The sequence below is a fragment of the Micromonospora sp. KLBMP9576 genome, assembly GCF_050941805.1.
Lineage (GTDB): Bacteria > Actinomycetota > Actinomycetes > Mycobacteriales > Micromonosporaceae > Micromonospora.
This window is the reverse complement of sequence record NZ_CP194567.1, coordinates 3,121,631-3,139,628: the sequence shown is the minus strand read 5'-3', so window position 1 is coordinate 3,139,628 and position 17,998 is coordinate 3,121,631. Positions and strand designations below refer to the sequence as shown.

Sequence of the window (17,998 nt, the reverse complement as noted above, 5' to 3'; positions counted from 1 at the left end):
CCAGGGCTCGCGTAACGGGAAAACTTCCGGCAGACTAATTTCTCTGCCGAATATTTTCCAGTAGCCTTCGGTGTCGCTGATCAACCACACACTTCGAGGAGGGGCCGTGACCCAGACCCAACCGGTGGAAACCATCCCTGCGCCCCGCCCGGCGCCGGTCGCGGTCCCCACCGCCGGACAGCCCTACGAATACCGCCGCGCGCCCCTCGTCGAACCCGACTGGACCCGCTTCCCCGGCTGGCGCCACGTCACCCGCGAGCAGTGGGAGAACGCCCAGTGGCAGCGCGTCAACTGCGTCAAGAACATCAAGCAGCTGCGCACCGTCCTCGGCGACGGGGTCGACGAGTCCTTCTACGCCGACCTCGAGGCCGACCAGAAGGCCCTGGCCACCATGTCCATGCTGGTGCCGCCGCAGATGGTCAACACCATGGTCCCGCATGAGCCGATGACGACCGAGGCGTTCCTCGCCGACCCCATCCGGCGCTACATGATTCCCGTCGCCTCCGACCGGCGCACCGACTGGCCCTCCCACCCGTACGCCAGCCGCGACTCGCTGCACGAACACGACATGTGGGTCGCCGAGGGTCTCACCCACCGATACCCCACCAAGGTCCTTGCCGAGCTGCTCTCCACCTGCCCGCAGTACTGCGGGCACTGCACCCGCATGGACCTCGTGGGCAACTCCACGCCCGCGGTCGACAAGCTGAAGCTGACCCTCAAGCCCGTCGACCGCTACGACGCCCACATCGGCTACCTCAAGGCCCACCCCGGCGTGCGTGACGTCGTCGTCTCCGGCGGCGACGTGGCCAACGTCCCGTGGAAGAACCTCGAGTCCTACCTGATGCGGCTGCTCGAGATCGAGACGATCCGCGACATCCGGCTCGCCACCAAGGCCCTCATGGGCCTGCCCCAGCACTGGCTCCAGCCCGACGTCGTCGAGGGCCTCGAACGGGTCGCCCGCACCGCCTCCCGCCGCGGTGTCAACCTCGCCATCCACACCCACGTCAACCACGCCCAGTCGCTCACCCCGCTGGTCGCCCGGGCCGCCCAGACCGCCCTCGACGTCGGCGTGCGCGACGTACGCAACCAGGGCGTGCTCATGCGCGGGGTCAACGCCACGACCCCCGACCTGCTCGACCTCTGCTTCGCCCTGCAGGGCGAAGCGGGCATCCTGCCGTACTACTTCTACATGTGCGACATGATCCCCAACGCCGAGCACTGGCGGGTGCCGGTCTGGCACGCCCAGCAGCTCCAGCACGACATCATGGGCTACCTGCCCGGTTACGCCACCCCGCGCATCGTCTGCGACGTGCCCTTCGTCGGCAAGCGCTGGGTGCACATGCTCACCGAGTACGACCGCGACCGCGGCATCTCGTACTGGACGAAGAACTACCGCACCTCCATCGAGTCCGCCGACGCCGAGGCGCTCGACCGCCGGCACGCCTACTACGACCCGATCGACACCCTGCCCGAGACCGGGCAGCAGTGGTGGGCCGCCCACCGCGACGACTGACCTCCACCCACACGACGCCGCGCCCCCGGAGCCGACCACCGGCCCCGGGGGCGCGGCGTTTTCATCGTGGTCGCTGCGCTCCCCTGCCGCGTTCTCCGTCAGTCCCCGTGTCCCTGGCGCGGTGTGCTGGCTTCTTTCGGTGGTCGTCGGGTCCCGCACACCGGCTAAGGCATCCTAGGACACTAGGTGAACGGTGGGACGGGGTCACCTCTGGTTGACTGGGCGGATGGGAGAGATCCTGCTGATCCGGCACGGCGAGACGACCTGGAGCGCCAGCCGCCGGCACACGTCGTACACCGACCTCCAGCTCACCCCCGACGGCGAGCGACAGGCCCGGGCCCTCGGCCGGATACTCGCCGGCCGCCGCTTCGCCGCCATACTGACCAGCCCCCGCGCCCGGGCCCGGCACACCGCCCGGCTCGCCGGGCTCACGGCCACCGCCACGCTCGACGACCTGGCCGAGTGGAACTACGGCACGTACGAGGGGCGCACCACCGCGGACATCCGCGAAGAGGCACCCAACTGGTCCATCTGGACCGACGGCTGCCCCGGCGGGGAGTCCCCCAACGAGGTCGGCGAACGCCTCGACCGGGTGCTCGCCCGTGTCCATCCGCTGCTCGACCGGGGCAGCGTCGCCCTCGTCGGGCACGCCCACAGCCTGCGCGTGCTCGGCGCCCGCTGGGTCGGCCTACCGCCCTCGGCCGGCGGGCTGCTGCGACTGGACACCGCGACGGTCAGCGTCCTCGGCCACGAGCACGGCCGCCGGGTCATCCTGCGGTGGAACCAGCCGGTTCCCCCGGCGCCCGCGAACGCGCCCGAGTCTGGGGCTCGCCACTGATCTTCGGCGGCCGGTTCTCGTACGGCGTCGACAGCACCACCGTCGTGCGGGTGGTCACGTTCGCCGCCATCCGGATCTCCTGGAGCACCCGCTCCAGGTCGGCGGAGCTGGCCACCCGCACCAGCAGCAGATAGAAGTCCTCCCCCGCCACCGAGTAGCACGAGTCGATCTCGGGCAGATGGGCCAGCCGCTCCGGCGCGTCGTCGGGCTGCGACGGGTCGAACGGCCGGATCGCCACGAACGCGGTCAACGGCAGATCGAGCGCCTCGAAGGAGACCCGCGCGGCGTACCCCTTGATGACGCCGCGCTGCTCCAGGCGACGAACCCGCTGGTGCACGGCGGAAACCGACAGGCCCACCCGCTCCGCGAGATCCGTGTACGACAGCCGGCCGTCAGCGGTCAGCGCGGCGACGATGGCGCGGTCGATGTCCTCCACGGCGTGCAACCTACCGGGAAAACCGCTTTCCGGCGACGACGCGGCCCCGCTGGCCCCCCGACGCGACGCCGGACACGCGCCGCGACGGGGGGCGGTGGCGCGGTCGCGCGGTGGTCGCCACGGTCGCTGCGCGGTGCGGGTGGTCGTCGACGGAGGCGGCCGTGCGTTCGGCGCGCCGATTCGCGCCGGTAACGATCCGTAAGGATCGGGCACCGCCGCTGGCGTCCTGACTACGTGTAACGGATACTTTCCCCGCAGCAGGTCGGTCGATCTCGGACTGGTTCACCGGACGCTACTGACCTGCGGTTTCATCAAATGCCTCGCTACCAGCCCGGCACCCCCCGCGCCCCCTTTGCTCTGCTGCCATATCCGCACCGATCACTCAGGGTGCCCGGTGCGGTGATGGATGCAGAGCAAAGGGGGCGCGGGGAGGAGGGCGGAGACCCAACACCTGTTACCTTCCGTGACCAGGAGCGCCCGCCCCGTCCCCCGCAGCGGGACGGGCCGTCAGGCCTTCGCCAGCGAGCGGGAGATGACCAGCCGCTGGATCTGGTTGGTGCCCTCGACGATCTGCAGGACCTTGGCCTCACGCATGTAGCGCTCCACCGGATGGTCGGCGACGTAGCCGGCGCCGCCGAGGACCTGCACCGCGTCGGTGGTCACCCGCATCGCCACGTCGGTGGCGAAGAGCTTCGCCTTCGCCGCCTCGATGGAGTAAGGCCGGCCGGCGTCGCGCAACCGGGCCGCGGCCAGCATCAGCGCCCGCGCCGCGGAGATCTGGGTCGCCGCGTCGGCGAGCATGAAGCCCAGCCCCTGGAAGTCGACGATCGCGTGGCCGAACTGCCGCCGTTCCCGGGCGTAGCCGACCGCGTAGTCCAACGCCGCCTGGGCCAGCCCGACCGCGCAGGCCGCGATGCCGAGGCGGCCGGAGTCGAGGGCGGACATCGCGATGGTGAAGCCCGCCCCCTCCCCGCCGATCAGTCGCTCGGCCGGGACCCGCGCCGAGTCGAAGGCGACCTGCGCCACCGGGGAGGCGCGTAGCCCCATCGTCCGCTCCGCGGCCTGCGGCCCGATGCCCGGCGTGTCGCGGTCGGCCAGCAGGCAGGAGATGCCCTTCGGGCCCGGACCACCAGTGCGACAGAAGATGTTGTAGAAGTCCGCCACCTGTGCGTGCGTGATCCATGCCTTGGTGCCGTCGACCAGGTAGGCGTCGCCGTCGCGCACCGCCCTGGTGGTCAGTGCGGCGGCGTCCGACCCGCCCTGCGGCTCCGAGAGGCAGTACGCCCCGAGCAGCTCCCCGCCGATCATGTCGGGCAGCAGGGTGCGCTGCTTGTCCGTGCCGAACTGGGCGACGGGGTAGCAGGACAGGGTGTGCACGCTGACGGCCTCGGCGACCGCGAGCCAACGGCTGGCCAGGATCTCCAGGACCTGCAGGTAGACCTCGTACGGCTGGGCGGCGCCGCCGTGCTCCTCGGCGTAGGGCAGCCCCAGCAGGCCGGCCCGCCCGACGGTACGCAGCACCTCGCGGGGGAACTCCGCACGCTCCTCGAACCCGGCGGCCCGCGGCGCGAGCTCCCGGTCGGCGAGTTCGGTGGCGAGGTCGAGCAGGTCGTGGGCCTCGTCGGTGGGGAGGATCCGGTCGACAGTCATAGCGCTATGAGCTCCGTGGGGGTGGTGTTGAGACGCTGCACGCCGTCCGGGGTGCAGACGACGATGTCCTCGATGCGGGCGCCGTGCCGGCCCGCCAGGTAGATGCCCGGCTCGACGGAGAACGCCATTCCCGCGGCCAGCACACGGCCGTTACCGGCCACCACGTACGGCTCCTCGTGGCCGTCCAGCCCGATGCCGTGGCCGGTGCGGTGCAGGAACTCCGCGCCGTAGCCGGCGGCGGCGATCGGTTCCCGGGCCGCCGCGTCGACGTCCTCGGCGGTAACCCCGGGGCGCACCGCCGCCACCGCGGCCCGCTGGGCGGCGTGCAGCACCGCGTAGTAGTCGACGAACTCGGCCGGCGCCGGGGCGCCGGCGACGTAGGTGCGGGTGCAGTCGGAGCGGTAGCCCGAGGGCATGGTGCCGCCGATGTCCACGACGACCGGCTCACCGGCACCGATGGGGCGGTCGGAGGTGCCGTGGTGCGGGCTGGCGCCGTTCGGACCGGCGGCGACGATCACGAAGTCGACGGTGACGTGGCCGGCGGCGCGGATCGCGGCGGCGATGTCGGCACCCACCTCGGCCTCGGTGCGTCCCGGGCGCAGCCACTGCCCCATCCGCTCGTGCACCGCGTCGATGGCCGCGCCCGCCTCGGCCAGCGCCGCGACCTCGGCCGGGGACTTGTGGACGCGCATCTCGCGCAGCACCTCGCCGGCCAGCCGCTGGGTGGCGCCGGGAAGCGCCGCGCGCAGGGCGAGCACCTGCTCGGCCCACATCCGCTCGGCCAGCCCGACCGTCGCCACCGGCCCGCCGAGCGCGGCGACGAGCAGCGGGTACGGGTCGGTGCCGTCGGCGTGGTCGACGATGCGTACGCCGGTGGCCGGTGCCGGGGACGCCTCGGCCGCCGGGCGTTCCAGGGTGGGCACGATCAGCGTCGGCTCGCCGTGCGCGGGCAGTACCAGGCAGGTCAGCCGCTCGCCCTCGTGCGCGTCGTAGCCGGTCAGGTAGCGCAGGTCGGAACCCGGGGTGAGTAGCAGCGCGTCCAGGCCCGCCGCGGCGGTGGCGCGCTGGGCGTCGGTCAGCCGGCGGGGCGGGTACAGCTCGTCAGAGGCCACGCGCTGAGCTTAACGGCCGTTCGGGCGTCGACCCAGTCACCCGGGACGGGAGGACCTTCGGTGGTACCGTCGGCGTCGCCGTGCGCCGCTGCTGACCGAGGAGGTGAGACCCATCGACGCTGTGACAGATCGGGGCTCCCTCCCCCGCATGGTCTAGGGAGTGCCCGCAGCAGGCATCCCGAAAGGCATGAACGCATGCGCTTCACCTCCGAGACCTCGTCCGAGGGCGTCCGAGAGCAGCTCTTCACCGTCGATGCCGTCCCCGGCGTGCTGTGGACGCCGGAGGGTGCCACCGGCACCCGTCCCCTGATCCTGCTGGGACACGGCGGTGGCCAGCACAAACAGGCCCCCGGCATGGTGTTTCGTGCCCGCCGCCTCGTGGGCGAGTGCGGGTTCGCCGTGGCGGCCGTCGACGTGCCCGGCCACGGCGACCGACCGACCGATGAGCGGTACGACCGGATCGCCAGCGACAACCAGGCCCGGGTCGCTGCCGGCGAGGAGATGGCACCGCTGATCGCCGCCTTCCAGGCGCTGGTGGCTCGCCAGACCGTCCCGGAATGGCGGGCGGTCCTGGACGCGCTCCAGGAGCTGGCACACGTGGGTGCTGGCCCGGTGGGCTACTGGGGAGTGTCGCTGGGCTGCGGACTCGGCGTCCCGTTCGTCGCCGCCGAACCCCGGGTCCGCGCGGCGGTGCTCGGCCTGGGCGGCGCGTCGGCGTCGACCGAGGCCGCCGCACGGATCACCGTCCCGGTGCAGTTCCTCGTGCAGTGGCACGACGAGCGCGTGCCACGGGCCGAGAGCCTCGCGCTGTTCGACGCCATCGCCGCCACGGAGAAGACGCTGCACGCCAACCCCGGCAAGCATGGCGAGATCCCGGCCTTCGAGTTGGACGAGCACCTGCGGTTCTACGTGCGGCACCTGGGTTGAGCCCGCCACGGCGGCGCGCGGTCAGCCCGCACCGGGCAGCGCGCCGGCGACTCGACGGCCGAGGTCGTCGCCGGTCTCGGCGCAGCGCCCGGTCGCGCCGTACCCGGAACGTCGGTGGGGTGTGCCAGGCTGTCGGGCGTGGCACAGCGACCCCCGATCATGCTCATCGACGCGCCCAGCCTCTACTTCCGGGCCTACTTCGGCATTCCCGAGTCAGCGGCGCGGGCCGCCGACGGCAGCCCCGTCAACGCGGTACGCGGCTTCCTCGACATGCTGGCCAGCCTGGTCCGCACCCGCCGGCCCGACCGGATGGTCTGCGCCATGGACCACGACTGGCGGCCCGAGTGGCGGGTGGCGCTGCTGCCGTCCTACAAGGCGCACCGGGTGGCCCCCGAGGGCGGCGAGGTGGTGCCCGACACGCTGAGCCCGCAGGTCCCGCTGATCCTGGAGGTGCTCGACGCCATCGGCATCGCCCACGTCGGCGCTGCCGGCTATGAGGCCGACGACGTGCTCGGCACCCTCTCGGTGACCCAACCGGCGCCGGTCGAGGTGGTCTCCGGCGATCGGGACCTGTTCCAGCTCGTCGACGACGCCCGCCCGGTCCGGCTGCTCTACGTCGGGCGGGGCGTGGCCAAGCTGGACGACTGCGACGACGCCGCGGTGCGTACCCGCTACGGGGTGCCGGCGGGCCGGTACGCGGACTTCGCCGCCCTGCGGGGCGATCCCAGCGACGGGCTGCCGGGGGTGGCGGGCGTCGGCGAGAAGACGGCCGCGCGGCTGATCGAGCGCTACGGCGACGTCGCGGGCATCCTCGCCGCCCTGGACGAGCCGGACGCCGGCTTCGCCCCGGGGCTGCGCACCAAGCTCGCCGCCGCACGCGACTACCTGGCCGTCGCGCCGAAGGTGGTCCGCGTCGCCCTCGACGTGCCGCTGCCCGAGCTGGACACCGCGCTGCCGGTCGCTCCCGCCGACCCGGAGCGCCTGCTGGAGCTGGCTGCCGAGTGGAACCTGGCCGGGTCCACCCGCCGGCTGGTCGACGCCCTCGCCGGGCGCGCCTAGCCCTCGAGCGGGCTGGTGGCCGGGCCATCGCTGCCACGTCGAGCCCGTCCGACTTGCAGGATCGTGTAATCAAATGATCTCCGGCTGTGAAACATCCTTTGATGAGTCTTGGGGATCTGGTTGAGCACTGGACGTTGGTCGGTGCTGAGCAGGACCTGGTCGCGGCGAAGCACCGCGATACGCAGCTCGGGTTTGCGCTGTTGCTGAAGTTCTACGGCCGGTTCGGCCGGTTCCCGCGCGGCCGGGCGGAGCTGCATGAGGACGTGGTGGAGTTCGTCGCGCGGCAGCTGGCGTGGAGCCTGGATCGCTGGGCTTCTACGAGTGGGCCGGGCGCACGATCAAGCGGCATCGAGCTGAGATCCGCGCTCATCTGGGGTTCCGGGAGTGCACGGCCGTCGACGCGGAGAAGCTGACGGATTGGCTGGCCGGGGACTACGCGCAGAAGGAACGCCGGTTCGAGCTGGCCAAGGATGCGGTGCTGGCCGAGCTGCGAGCGCCGTCGATCGAGCCCCCGACGCCGGACCGGGTGGACAAGATCGTGCGGTCGGGTCCGCATCAGGCGGAGAAGATCCTCGCCGGGCCGATAACACCCACACCCCGGCCCGGCAACGCCCGCATCTGGCCGTGGTCTGCACCGCCGGCCTGGTAGCCGAACACGACATGGACACCGAACATGGCGTCGATCTCGACGACCTCGATCCACAGCACAGTCTGGTCACCGACCCCACCGTGATGCGGCTGCGCGCGGCCGCGCAGCTGCTCGGCGACGACGTCTGGATCGCCGTCAAACTACCCGGCGAGTACGACGGCGACGACGACCTCGACGACGACGCGGCCATCCGCCGATGGACCACCGTGGCGCTCTACCCCGACGAACTGGGCTGGCTGCGCGGGCCCTGGCGTTGAACGCCGGAGAACCGGACGAAGACCTGGAACCGCTGCTATGAGCAGGTTGAGCGCGGTCAGGATCGAACCGGCGGCCGTCGATCAGGCGGTGTCGTCGTCCAGTGGTCGACGACGTCGCGGAGCAAACTCGCTGCTGATGGCCTCATCCGCAGTTGTCTGACCACTGGTGTCGCGGCTCGGGCGCCTACCGTCCCGCGACGAGGGCCAAGTGCCGATGCACCGCTGCGCGCAGGTCATCGGCCGACATCCGGTCTGGGTAGGTGACCGCCTGAAGTGTCAGTCCGTCAACGAACGCGTGCAAGTGCTGGGCGCACTGCTCGAGGTCGGCGTCGGAGAGTTCGTCACCAGTTGGCTTCGGCACGGCGGCACCGCGACACAACGCGACCGCGAGGCGGCAGATGTGTCGTGTGCCGGCCCACCCCTTGATCCGTAGCTCCTCCAGAGTGTCGTCGAGGCGAGACCGCACGAGACAGGCCAGCCACACATCCGCCTCGACCCGGCGTTGCTCATCCAATGGCAGCAGAGCCTCGATCATCAGCTGGGCGCGGTCCGCAGGGTCGTCGTCGGACTGTAGGAGCGCGGTGACGCGGGCACTGATGTTACTGCCGATGGCGAGGGCCGCGAAGCGCAAAAGTCCTTGCTGGTTGTCGAAGTAATGCCGAAGCCCGCCCATGGATAGGCCGGCCTGCTCCGCGACCCGCCGCACCGTCGCGGCCTCGATCCCGTCGCGACCGATGACGACCCATACCGCGCGGGCGATTTCGGCGCGGCGCTTGTCATGGTCGACCACCTTGGGCACTCCACCGTTATAGCGCACACTTGTGCCGCCCTATTACCGTACAGCTGTGCGGAATAAGCGTGGGTATCTCGGCTCCGTCGTTCTCATCGCTGGCCTGGCGGCGATTGCCATCTCCGCGGTGGCGCTGCTGCTCACCAGCAATGGAGAGGTGCGGTACTCGGCCGACCACAGTGACACCGTTCCCTTCTGGCACCGTTGGGTGCCAGCCCTGGTGGGCATCGGGCTCATCCGGCTCATGCCCGTGGGCGCCAGCCTGCTCGCCGCGCCTGAACCGTTGGTCCGCCCGACCAAAACCCGGCGAATCGAAGCGTTGGTCCTGCTGGCAGCGGCTGTGCTGTTCGCCGTGGGCCTGCGATTTGCCGGTGGCGGTGAACCGGCCCACACGCTGCTGAAGCTGCCGTTGCTTCTCGGCGTACCAGCGGTGCTTTTCTGGGTCGTGCGGCGCCTCAACGATGTGCCAGTCAACGGTGATCGCGGCGGTCTCACTGGACGATGGCGCTGCTGGGGACCGGTCGTCCCCGTGGCGGCGTGGCTCGTCCTGGCGTACGCGAGCCCGCTCGCGGTCCCTGCCGGCGATCTTCCCGACGACGATGCCGTGTCGCTGATCGCGATCATCGTGGTTGGTTTCGCTGTCAACAGCTTGCTGGAGGAGGTCTTCTATCGTCGCTGGCTGCAGACCCGCTGGGAGGCGCTGCTCGGAGCATGGCCGGGTATCGTCCTCGCGTCCCTGCTGTGGGCGGTCTGGCACGTGGGTATCCAGGGCACCGGTTTCCTGGCCGCCGACCTCGCATCGGTCGTGGTCGGCCAGGGCGTTCAAGGCCTATTTCTCGGCTACCTGTGGAGCCGATACCGCATGATGTGGCCCATCCTGACCGTCCACGGAGCAATCAACGCGGCGACAATAGTGATCGCTCTGCTGTAGCGGCAGACGGCCGTCACCCGCCGATGGACCACCGTGGCGCTTTACCCCGACGAACTGGGCTGGCTGCGCGAGGCTCTGGCTCTCAACACCGACGCCTATCGCCCTACCGCTGGTCCCGCCAACGAGGCCGTGGCACGCTCAATCGCTCGGTGGACCGTCGAGCGGGCCACACGAACAACTCGGCCAGCTCGGCACTGGTGTGCTCGCCGGCTTTGTGCAGGGCTACGAGGTGCGCTTCCCACCCGGGCCGGCCCGTGAAGATCAAATATTTGGCCCCTGGTGTCGCGGTTCTTACCAACACCCCGACTTGGCCATGAGCATCAGCAACGACGCACCCTGTTCACCGAGGTGGGTCAGGGCGGAGTGCCGGTACTCGTGTAGGTCCCAGCCCGTGCCCGGTCCGCGCAGGGCGGTGTGCTCGTCGAGCAGCGCGCGGGCCTGCCCGTCCGAGAGGCGGCCCAGCCCGTGTGCGGGCACACGACGCGTGCGCTGACGACCTTGCCTGGTCCCGGGCGGCGCTTTGCCCTCAGTTCTTGGCGATGCTCCTATGGCCAGGTCCGGGTTGCTGCGGCTACCCGCCGATGGGGAAGTCGCGGATGGTGTGCCAGCCGTTGGGTTTCGGCGTCCCGGCGATGAGCCGGACCGTGTCGACGGTTGCGCGGATCGGCAGGAACCCGGCGACCGCATCGGCTGCTTCGATCAAGGCCTGTTTCGGTGCGTCATGGCCAATGGTCAAGTGCGGCACGACGTCGGTGTGCACCCCTTCGTACGGCGGCGCCTGAGGAAAGCGCCGCCATACCGCGGTGGTCAGCGCACGAAACGGATCGTCAGGAGTGGGAGCCAGCCAGACCACGGTGTCGCCGAACCACCGCACGCTCGTGAAGTCGGCCGTGAACGGGGGGATGGATGCGACGACATCGCCGATGGTGCACTGCGCCCCGTCATCGAGCTCCTCTGGGGCCAGGAACGGATACAGAACAGTGACGTGTGCCGGCACGCCCCAGCTCGCGGCTCTGTCGAGCACCGTCCGCCATCGGCCTACGGCCTGCTCCGCCTGCGGTATGGGCACGATCAGCGCTGTCTGCGTGGGTGGCATCGTTGAAGTTTCCGACTTCGACCCGGTCACGGTCCACTTGGTATCGGTCGGCTGTTGACGCCGCGGGAGCCGCCCGGCCGGGCGGGCACGGATCCACCCGTCGCACCCACCCGTGCCCCGCCTCGCGCGGCGAGCGCTGCCGCGCCTACGCCCTCGGACCGGAACAGGCCGAGGCCGCTCGGGGCGACGTTCAGCGTGGCGGGTGGTCCCGGCGGGACGGGAACGGGGTGCCCGGCCGGCCGAGCGTGGATCGGGCCCGCAGCCCCACCGGGTCCGCGGCCGGCACCGGTGGCGCCTGGGACGGCCTCGGTTCCCGCAGCGTGCCGAGGTACGCCGCGGCCGCCCGGTCATCGTCGGTGGGGGCGGCGAGCAGCGCGTAGACCAGCCCGACGACGCCGAACACCACCGCGAGGACGATCGGCACGAGCAGGGTGCTCACGCCGGCCCCGGACATGTCGCCCTGCCCGGCGTGCGAATGCACCGACATGGCGCTCATGCCGGTGTAGTGCATGCCGTTGACCGCGACGGCCATCAGCAGCGCCGCACCGACGATCGCCAGCCCGCGGCGGACGGTCACCGCGAGCCAGAGCGCCACCGTGGCCGCGACCACGGCGATCACGATCGACAGCACGACCCGCGTGGTGTCGTAGTCGATCCGGCCGTTGAGCCGCATCGCCGCCATCCCGGTGTAGTGCATCGCGGCGACCCCCGCCCCGGTGAACAGGCCCCCGGCGAGCAGCCGCGCCGCCGAGAATCGCCCGGTGCCGACCACGGCCAGGCCGATGCCGACCGTGATCACCGCGATCAGCGCGCTGCCGACGGTGAGCGGTACGTCGTACCGGATGCGGGTGCCCTCGACGGCGAAGCCGAGCATCGCCATGAAGTGCATGGTCCAGATGGCGGTGCCGCCGATGGCCCAGGCCGCCAGAATCCCCCACCAGGCGCGCTGGCCGGGGCTGGTGGCGGTGCGGATCCGTCCCGCGCTGATCAGGCCCAGGGCCGAACCCAGCACCGACAGCGCATAGCTGAGCGCGGGGGTGATCCACCCGTACTCGAAGTGATCGATCTCCGCCACGACGGCTTCTCCCAGGTCGACTACCGGCGCGTAACGTGTCGCAGCAATGATCGGGGATGCCTCGCGCAGACACAACAGCACGGGAAAATTCGGGGCGCCGGGGCGGTGTGTCGATCGATCTCGCCGGCGGTGACCGACGCGGCGATCAGGCCGGGCTGTGGTAGGCCAGCACGCCGCGGTTCACCGCGGCGATCGCCTGGCGGGCGGTGGACCGGAGCTCCGCCGAGGCGCCGCCGGAGTCGGCGAGCTGACCGAGCAGGTCGACGACCTGCCGCGCCCACCGGACGAAGTCGCCCGCCGGCATCTCGCCGTCGATCTCGTGGCCGCTGCCGAGCACCTTCGCCAGCGTCTCGCCCCGCGCCCACCGGTAGACCGGCCAGGCGAAGCCCAGGTCGGGCTCCCGGGTCACCGCGAGACCACGGGCCGCCTCGTCGGCCTCGATCTCGCTCCACAGCTTGAGCGTGTCGTCGACGGCGTCGGCCACGGGGCCGCGCGGCAGCGACGCCCGCTCGTCGACGTCGCGGCGGGCCTCGAAGACCACGACGGAGACCGCCGCCGCCAACTCGGCCGGGGAGAGCCCGTCCCAGACGCCGCGCCGCAGGCACTCGGCGACCAGCAGGTCCGCCTCGGTCCAGATCCGGCCCAGCATCCGGCCGGCGTCGGTCACCGAGCCGTCCGGCGTGAGGTAACCCCGGGCGGTGAGTAGCGCGACGATCAGGTCGAACGTGCGGGCCAACGAACCCGTGCGGCCGGACACCCGCTGCCGCAGCTCCTCGGTGTCCTTCTCCAGGCGGCGGCGGCGCTCCGCCCAGCGGGCGTGCTCCTCCCGGTCCGCGCAGGCGTGGCAGGGGTGCCGGCGCAGCTCGGTGCGGAGCTGGCTGAGCTGAAGGTCCTCGCCGGCCGCCGGCCGGGACCGGCCACCCCGGCGACCGGCGTGCCGGTCCAGCCCGGTGCCGCTGATCTCGGCGGCCAGGTCACGCCGCGCGCCCGGCGAGCGGTGGTTGAAGTGCTTGGGCACTCGCAGCCGCGCCAGGACCTCGGCGGGGGTGGTGAAGTCACCGGGGCCGACCCGGCCCGCCCAGCGGTCCTGGGTGAGCACCAGCGGCCGGGGCTCGCCGAAGCCGCCCGTCGCCGGGTCGAGCACGACGGCCAGGCCGGCCCGCCGGCCCGCCGGCACCCGGATCACGTCGCCGACCCGCAGCCGCTCCAGCGAGGTCACCGCGGCGGCCTTGCGCTGGCTCTGCCCCTGTCGGGCGATGGCCCGCTCCCGGTCGGCGATCGCCACCCGCAGCGCGAAGTACTCGTCGAAGTCGCCGTGGTGGCAGGCCGCCTCCGCGCCGTACGCCTCGACGGTCTCGGTGTTGCGCTGCACCTGGCGGGCCAGGCCGACGACGGACCGGTCCGCCTGGAACTGGGCGAACGAGGACTCCAGCAGCTCCCGGGCCGGCTCGACGCCGACCGTGCCGACCAGGTTGACCGCCATGTTGTACGAGGGCCGGAAGCTGGACCGCAGCGGGTAGGTGCGGGTGGAGGCGAGACCCGCCACGTGCCGGGGATGGGTCTCCGGGGACCAGACGACGACGGCGTGCCCCTCGACGTCGATGCCGCGGCGGCCGGCGCGGCCGGTGAGCTGCGTGTATTCCCCCGGCGTCAGGTCGACGTGCGCCTCGCCGTTGTATTTGACCAGGCGCTCCAGCACCACGCAGCGCGCCGGCATGTTGATGCCCAGGGCGAGGGTCTCCGTGGCGAAGACCGCCTTGACCAGGCCCCGCAGGAAGAGTTCCTCGACGACCTCCTTGAACACCGGCAGCATGCCGGCGTGGTGGGCGGCCAGACCCCGCTCGAGGCCGTCGAGCCACTCCCAGTAGCCGAGGACGGTCAGGTCCTCGCCGGGGATGGCGGTGACGCGCGACTCGACGATGTGCCGGATCTCCGCCCGCTCCTCGGCGGAGGTGAGCCGCAGGCCGGCGGCGAGGCACTGCTGCACGGCGGCGGCGCAGCCGGCGCGGCTGAAGATGAACAGGATCGCCGGCAGCAGCCCCTCGCGGTCGAGCCGGTCGACGATGTCGGGGCGCATCGGGCCCCGCCAGCGCGGCCCGCGCCGGCCGCTGCCGGGGCCGGCGCTGCGCCCCTCGCCGAGTTCCAGCCGGCGTACGGTGTCGCGGGTGTAGCGCAGCAACTCGGGGTGCACGTCGTGTTTGCGGGCGGCGTCGGCGTCGTGGAACAGGTCGAACATCCGCTTGCCGACCAGCATGTGCTGCCACAGCGGCACCGGCCGGTGCTCGCTGACCACCACGGCCGTCTCACCGCGCACCGTGACCAGCCAGTCGGCGAACTCCTCGGCGTTGGACACGGTGGCCGACAGGGAGACCAGGGTGACCGAGGCCGGCAGGTGGATGATCACCTCTTCCCACACGCCGCCACGGAACCGGTCGGCGAGGTAGTGCACCTCGTCCATCACCACGTACGCCAGGCCCTCGAGCGTGCTCGAGCCGGCGTAGAGCATGTTGCGCAGCACCTCGGTGGTCATCACCACCACCGGGGCGTCGCCGTTGATGGCGTTGTCGCCGGTGAGCAGCCCGACCTGCTCGGCGCCGTAACGCTCGGCGAGATCGTGGTATTTCTGGTTCGACAGGGCCTTGATCGGGGTGGTGTAGAAGCACTTGCGCCGTGGGGGCGGCGGCCCGTCGGCCGGGGCCGGCGCGGCGGCGGCCGTCGGCGTGCCGCGCAGTGCCAGGTGCACGGCGAACTCGCCGACCACCGTCTTGCCGGCGCCGGTCGGGGCGCAGACCAGCACGCCGCTGCCGCGTTCCAGCGACTGGCACGCCTCTCGCTGGAAGTCGTCGAGCTCGAACCCCAGATCGAGGGCGAACTCGTCCAGCGCCGGAAACTGGGAGGCCTGCGCGGCCCGGCGGCGGGCCGCGGCGTACCGCTCGGCGGGACTCGACATGCCTCCAAGATTAATGCGTACCGCCGACAGCCACCGGGCAAGGCCGACCGGCGGCGCGGTCGGACGTGGTCGGTAGGGTGCACGACGTGCCGGAGCATGCCGAACCTCCCCCCGTTTCGCACGGTGCCGACGACGCCGCTGGCCCGGGTCCGTCCCGCCGGCCGGTGGAGGCGGTCCTGCTCGACTTCCACGGCACCCTGGCCCAGGTGGAGGAGCCCCGGGAATGGGTGCTCGCCGCCGCGGCCGCCTGCGGGGTGAGCCTGGAGCGGATGCGGGCCACCTCGCTGGCCGACCGGCTGCTGACCGCCGGCCGGGCGGGCGGGCCGCCACCGGCCCGGGTGCCGCCCCGGCTCAGCGAGCTGTACGCCGACCGGGATCTCTACCCGCACGCCCACCGGGGCGCCTACACGGGGCTCGCCGAGACCGTGGACGCGGGCATCGAGGGCTTCGCCGAGGCGCTCTACGAGCGGCTGCTGGTGCCCGAGGGGTGGGTGCCATACCCGGACACCGCGGCGACCCTGGCCGCGCTGCGCGACGGTGGCGTCCGGGTGGCCGTGGTCAGCAACATCGGCTTCGACATCCGGCCGCACTTCGAGGCGTGGGGGCTGGCCGGCCTGGTCGACACGTTCGTTCTGTCGTACGAGGTGGGGCGCTGCAAGCCGGACCCGGCGATCTTCCTGCGCGCCTGCGGGATGCTCGGCGTGGATCCGGAGCGGGCGCTGATGGTGGGCGACACCCCGGCCGACGCGGGGGCCGTCGCGGCCGGGTGCGCGGCGCTGGTGCTGCCGGCCGCGGAGGCGGGGCGGGCCAACGGCCTGGGCGCCGTCCTGGACCTGGCCGGGGTCGCGCACCAGCGCTAACGCCACGGCGACAGCGCCGTTAACGCACGCCGCTAACGCGAGGACGTTATCGTCGCTCTCATGATCACTGAGACGTCGCCCCGGGACCGGATCGTCCGGGCCGCCGCCGCCCTGCTCGCCGAGGGCGGCCGGGAGGCGGTCTCCACCCGCGCCGTCAGCCGGGCGGCGGGGGTGCAGGCGCCGACGATCTACCGCCAGTTCGGCGACATGCGTGGCCTGCTCGACGCGGCGGCCAGCTACGGGTTCGCCGCGTACCTGCACGGTCAGGCCGCCGGTGAACTCGCCGGTGACCCGGTCGACGACCTGCGCCGGGGCTGGGACCTGCACGTCGGCTTCGGCGTGGACAACCCCGCGTTGCACGCCCTCGTGTACGGCGACCCGCGCCCCGGGGTGACGCCGACCGCGGCCCGGGTCGCGGCCGACATCCTGCGCCAGCTCGTGCACCGGGTGGCCGAGGCGGGCCGGCTGCGCACCGGCGTCGACGAGGCCACCGAGATGCTGCACGCCACCGGCTGCGGGGTCACCCTCACCCTGATCCGCACCCCACCGCCGCGGCGCGACCCGGCGCTGTCGACCCGGACCCGCGAGGCGGTGCTCGCGGCCCTGGTCACCGACTCCCCCGCCGCCCGGGCGACCTCCCGCGCCGACCGCCCCGTGCGGCACGCGGTGGCCCTGCGCGCCGCCCTCGACACCCTGCGCACCGACCTCACGGCCGCCGAACGCGCCCTGCTCGCCGAGTGGCTCGACCGCCTCGCCCGCACGGCCTCCTGAGCCGCGGCACGCCGGCGCGCGGCACCTCCCGACGAGGCCGGCCGGCCCCCGCACCGCGCCGAACGCCGCCGACGACCGGCGGGGGCCGACTCAACGCAGCAGGCGCAGGGCGGCCGGGGCCGCGGTGACCGTCAGCGGGAGATCCAGGGCGCGCTCGCCGTCGGCGTAGGTGGTGATGCCCTCGGCGGCCAGCTCGACCGTGCGGGCACGATAGCCGCGCACCAGCGGGTGGGCCACGTGGGTGCCCCGGTAGATGCGCGGCTTCACCCGGACCAGGGTGCGCCGGTCGAACCGGCCGCCCACCACGACGTCGAGCAGGCCGTCGGTCGGGTCCGCGTCCGGGCAGATCCGCATGCCGCCGCCGTAGCTGGCGCAGTTGCCCACCGCCACCAGCACGGCGTCCACCTCGTGCGCCACCCCGTCGAGCCGCAGCGTGTAGCGGCGCGGACGCAGCCGGGCCAGCTCCACCAGGATCGCCAGGTCGTAGCGGCGCGGACCACGCGGCCAGCGCATCCGGTTGGCGCGCTCGTTGACGATCGCGTCGAAGCCGGCCGCGAGCACCGACGCGTACCAGCGGCGGGTGCCGTCGGCCGCGGTCATCAGCGCCAGGTCCACCGGGCGGGTACGGCCGGCGCGCAGCGCCGCCGCGATGACGTCGACGGCGGCCAACGGATCGGCCGGCAGGCCGACGTCGGCGGCGAAGTCGTTGCCCGTACCCAGGGGCACGGGACCGAACGGCAGCGCCGTCCCGGCGATCGCCTGCACCGCACGGTGCACTGTCCCGTCGCCGCCGAGGGCGACCAACGCCGACGCGCCGTCGTGCACCGCCGCGCGGCAGGCCGCCTCGGCCTCGTCGGCGGTGCGCGCAGGCAGCACGCGTACGGGCCGGCCGGTGGCCGCGAGCCGGTGCAGGAGCCGCGGCAGCAGCCCCCGCTGCCGTCCCCGCCCCGCCGCCGCGTTGACCAGCACGGCGACGGGCCCGTCGGCGGCGACGTGGGGGTGATCGGCTGCGTTCACGGCGAGCACCGTACCGCCGGCGGGGCGGGCGGGCGCGCCGGCCCGCGCCCCGACCACTGCGGTCCGG

The 17,998-nt window shown here is 72.6% G+C and carries 17 protein-coding genes and 1 pseudogene; 9 read left to right on the top strand and 9 right to left on the bottom strand.

The genetic code is table 11. The features are described from left to right. Positions 1-106 precede the first annotated feature (106 nt). Both ACQ452_RS14010 and ACQ452_RS14005 read left to right on the top strand, forming a co-directional pair. The gene (locus ACQ452_RS14010; RefSeq protein WP_433393810.1) at positions 107-1,513 is read left to right on the top strand and encodes a KamA family radical SAM protein; all 1,407 of its coding nucleotides are present in this window, start codon (positions 107-109) and stop codon (positions 1,511-1,513) included. Between the two features lie 226 nt (positions 1,514-1,739). Further along, positions 1,740-2,351, top strand: coding sequence for a histidine phosphatase family protein (locus ACQ452_RS14005; protein ID WP_433393808.1), 612 nt, complete (start codon positions 1,740-1,742; stop codon positions 2,349-2,351). Here ACQ452_RS14005 and ACQ452_RS14000 read toward each other — a convergent pair. The 3 genes from ACQ452_RS14000 to ACQ452_RS13990 form a co-directional block, all read right to left on the bottom strand. Further along, on the bottom strand, positions 2,281-2,787 hold the full coding sequence (locus ACQ452_RS14000; protein ID WP_433393807.1) for an Lrp/AsnC family transcriptional regulator: 507 nt from the start codon (positions 2,785-2,787) through the stop codon (positions 2,281-2,283). The two genes, ACQ452_RS14005 and ACQ452_RS14000, sit on opposite strands and share 71 nt — an antisense overlap. Before the next feature lie 507 nt (positions 2,788-3,294). After that, the gene (locus tag ACQ452_RS13995; protein ID WP_433393805.1) at positions 3,295-4,437 is read right to left on the bottom strand and encodes an acyl-CoA dehydrogenase family protein; all 1,143 of its coding nucleotides are present in this window, start codon (positions 4,435-4,437) and stop codon (positions 3,295-3,297) included. Next, the gene (locus ACQ452_RS13990) at positions 4,434-5,549 is read right to left on the bottom strand and encodes a M24 family metallopeptidase (protein WP_433393803.1); all 1,116 of its coding nucleotides are present in this window, start codon (positions 5,547-5,549) and stop codon (positions 4,434-4,436) included. The genes ACQ452_RS13995 and ACQ452_RS13990 overlap by 4 nt, the downstream gene beginning before the upstream one ends. Before the next feature lie 195 nt (positions 5,550-5,744). Here ACQ452_RS13990 and ACQ452_RS13985 point away from each other — a divergent pair, with 195 nt between their 5' ends. From ACQ452_RS13985 to ACQ452_RS13970, 4 genes and pseudogenes are all read left to right on the top strand, one after another. Next, positions 5,745-6,476 (top strand): dienelactone hydrolase family protein, encoded by a 732-nt coding sequence (locus tag ACQ452_RS13985; protein WP_433393801.1) that lies wholly within the window; start codon positions 5,745-5,747, stop codon positions 6,474-6,476. Between the two features lie 159 nt (positions 6,477-6,635). Beyond that, the gene (locus ACQ452_RS13980; RefSeq protein WP_433394139.1) at positions 6,636-7,535 is read left to right on the top strand and encodes a 5'-3' exonuclease; all 900 of its coding nucleotides are present in this window, start codon (positions 6,636-6,638) and stop codon (positions 7,533-7,535) included. Between the two features lie 101 nt (positions 7,536-7,636). Then, positions 7,637-8,184 (top strand): annotated as a pseudogene (locus ACQ452_RS13975) (DUF4158 domain-containing protein). Between the two features lie 11 nt (positions 8,185-8,195). Next, the gene (locus tag ACQ452_RS13970; protein ID WP_433393799.1) at positions 8,196-8,441 is read left to right on the top strand and encodes a hypothetical protein; all 246 of its coding nucleotides are present in this window, start codon (positions 8,196-8,198) and stop codon (positions 8,439-8,441) included. 184 nt (positions 8,442-8,625) lie between these two features. Here ACQ452_RS13970 and ACQ452_RS13965 read toward each other — a convergent pair whose 3' ends face one another. Then, positions 8,626-9,240 (bottom strand): TetR/AcrR family transcriptional regulator, encoded by a 615-nt coding sequence (locus tag ACQ452_RS13965; protein ID WP_433393797.1) that lies wholly within the window; start codon positions 9,238-9,240, stop codon positions 8,626-8,628. A 46-nt stretch (positions 9,241-9,286) separates the two neighbouring features. Here ACQ452_RS13965 and ACQ452_RS13960 point away from each other — a divergent pair, with 46 nt between their 5' ends. Beyond that, entirely contained in the window at positions 9,287-10,162 is an 876-nt protein-coding gene (locus tag ACQ452_RS13960; RefSeq protein ID WP_433393795.1) for a lysostaphin resistance A-like protein, read from the top strand. A gap of 291 nt (positions 10,163-10,453) precedes the next feature. On the opposite strand, the gene ACQ452_RS13955 is transcribed toward ACQ452_RS13960, so the two are convergent. From ACQ452_RS13955 to ACQ452_RS13940, 4 genes are all read right to left on the bottom strand, one after another. Continuing rightward, positions 10,454-10,639: a hypothetical protein gene (locus ACQ452_RS13955; RefSeq protein WP_433393793.1), complete on the bottom strand. Its 186-nt coding sequence runs from the start codon at positions 10,637-10,639 to the stop codon at positions 10,454-10,456. A gap of 94 nt (positions 10,640-10,733) precedes the next feature. After that, entirely contained in the window at positions 10,734-11,288 is a 555-nt protein-coding gene (locus tag ACQ452_RS13950) for a 2'-5' RNA ligase family protein (RefSeq protein WP_433393791.1), read from the bottom strand. 160 nt (positions 11,289-11,448) lie between these two features. Next, positions 11,449-12,333 carry an MHYT domain-containing protein gene (locus tag ACQ452_RS13945; RefSeq protein ID WP_433393789.1) on the bottom strand — a complete coding sequence of 295 codons (885 nt, stop codon included), beginning with the start codon at positions 12,331-12,333 and terminating at the stop codon, positions 11,449-11,451. Between the two features lie 145 nt (positions 12,334-12,478). Beyond that, the gene (locus ACQ452_RS13940; RefSeq protein WP_433393787.1) at positions 12,479-15,283 is read right to left on the bottom strand and encodes a DEAD/DEAH box helicase; all 2,805 of its coding nucleotides are present in this window, start codon (positions 15,281-15,283) and stop codon (positions 12,479-12,481) included. A gap of 86 nt (positions 15,284-15,369) precedes the next feature. On the opposite strand from ACQ452_RS13940, the gene ACQ452_RS13935 reads away from it, so the two are divergent. Then, positions 15,370-16,143 (top strand): HAD family hydrolase, encoded by a 774-nt coding sequence (locus ACQ452_RS13935; RefSeq protein WP_433393784.1) that lies wholly within the window; start codon positions 15,370-15,372, stop codon positions 16,141-16,143. A gap of 60 nt (positions 16,144-16,203) precedes the next feature. Beyond that, on the top strand, positions 16,204-16,914 hold the full coding sequence (locus ACQ452_RS13930) for a TetR/AcrR family transcriptional regulator (protein ID WP_433393782.1): 711 nt from the start codon (positions 16,204-16,206) through the stop codon (positions 16,912-16,914). Positions 16,915-17,004: 90 nt separating this feature from the next. Here ACQ452_RS13930 and ACQ452_RS13925 read toward each other — a convergent pair whose 3' ends face one another. Further along, entirely contained in the window at positions 17,005-17,940 is a 936-nt protein-coding gene (locus ACQ452_RS13925) for a diacylglycerol kinase family protein (protein WP_433394137.1), read from the bottom strand. Positions 17,941-17,998 lie beyond the last annotated feature (58 nt).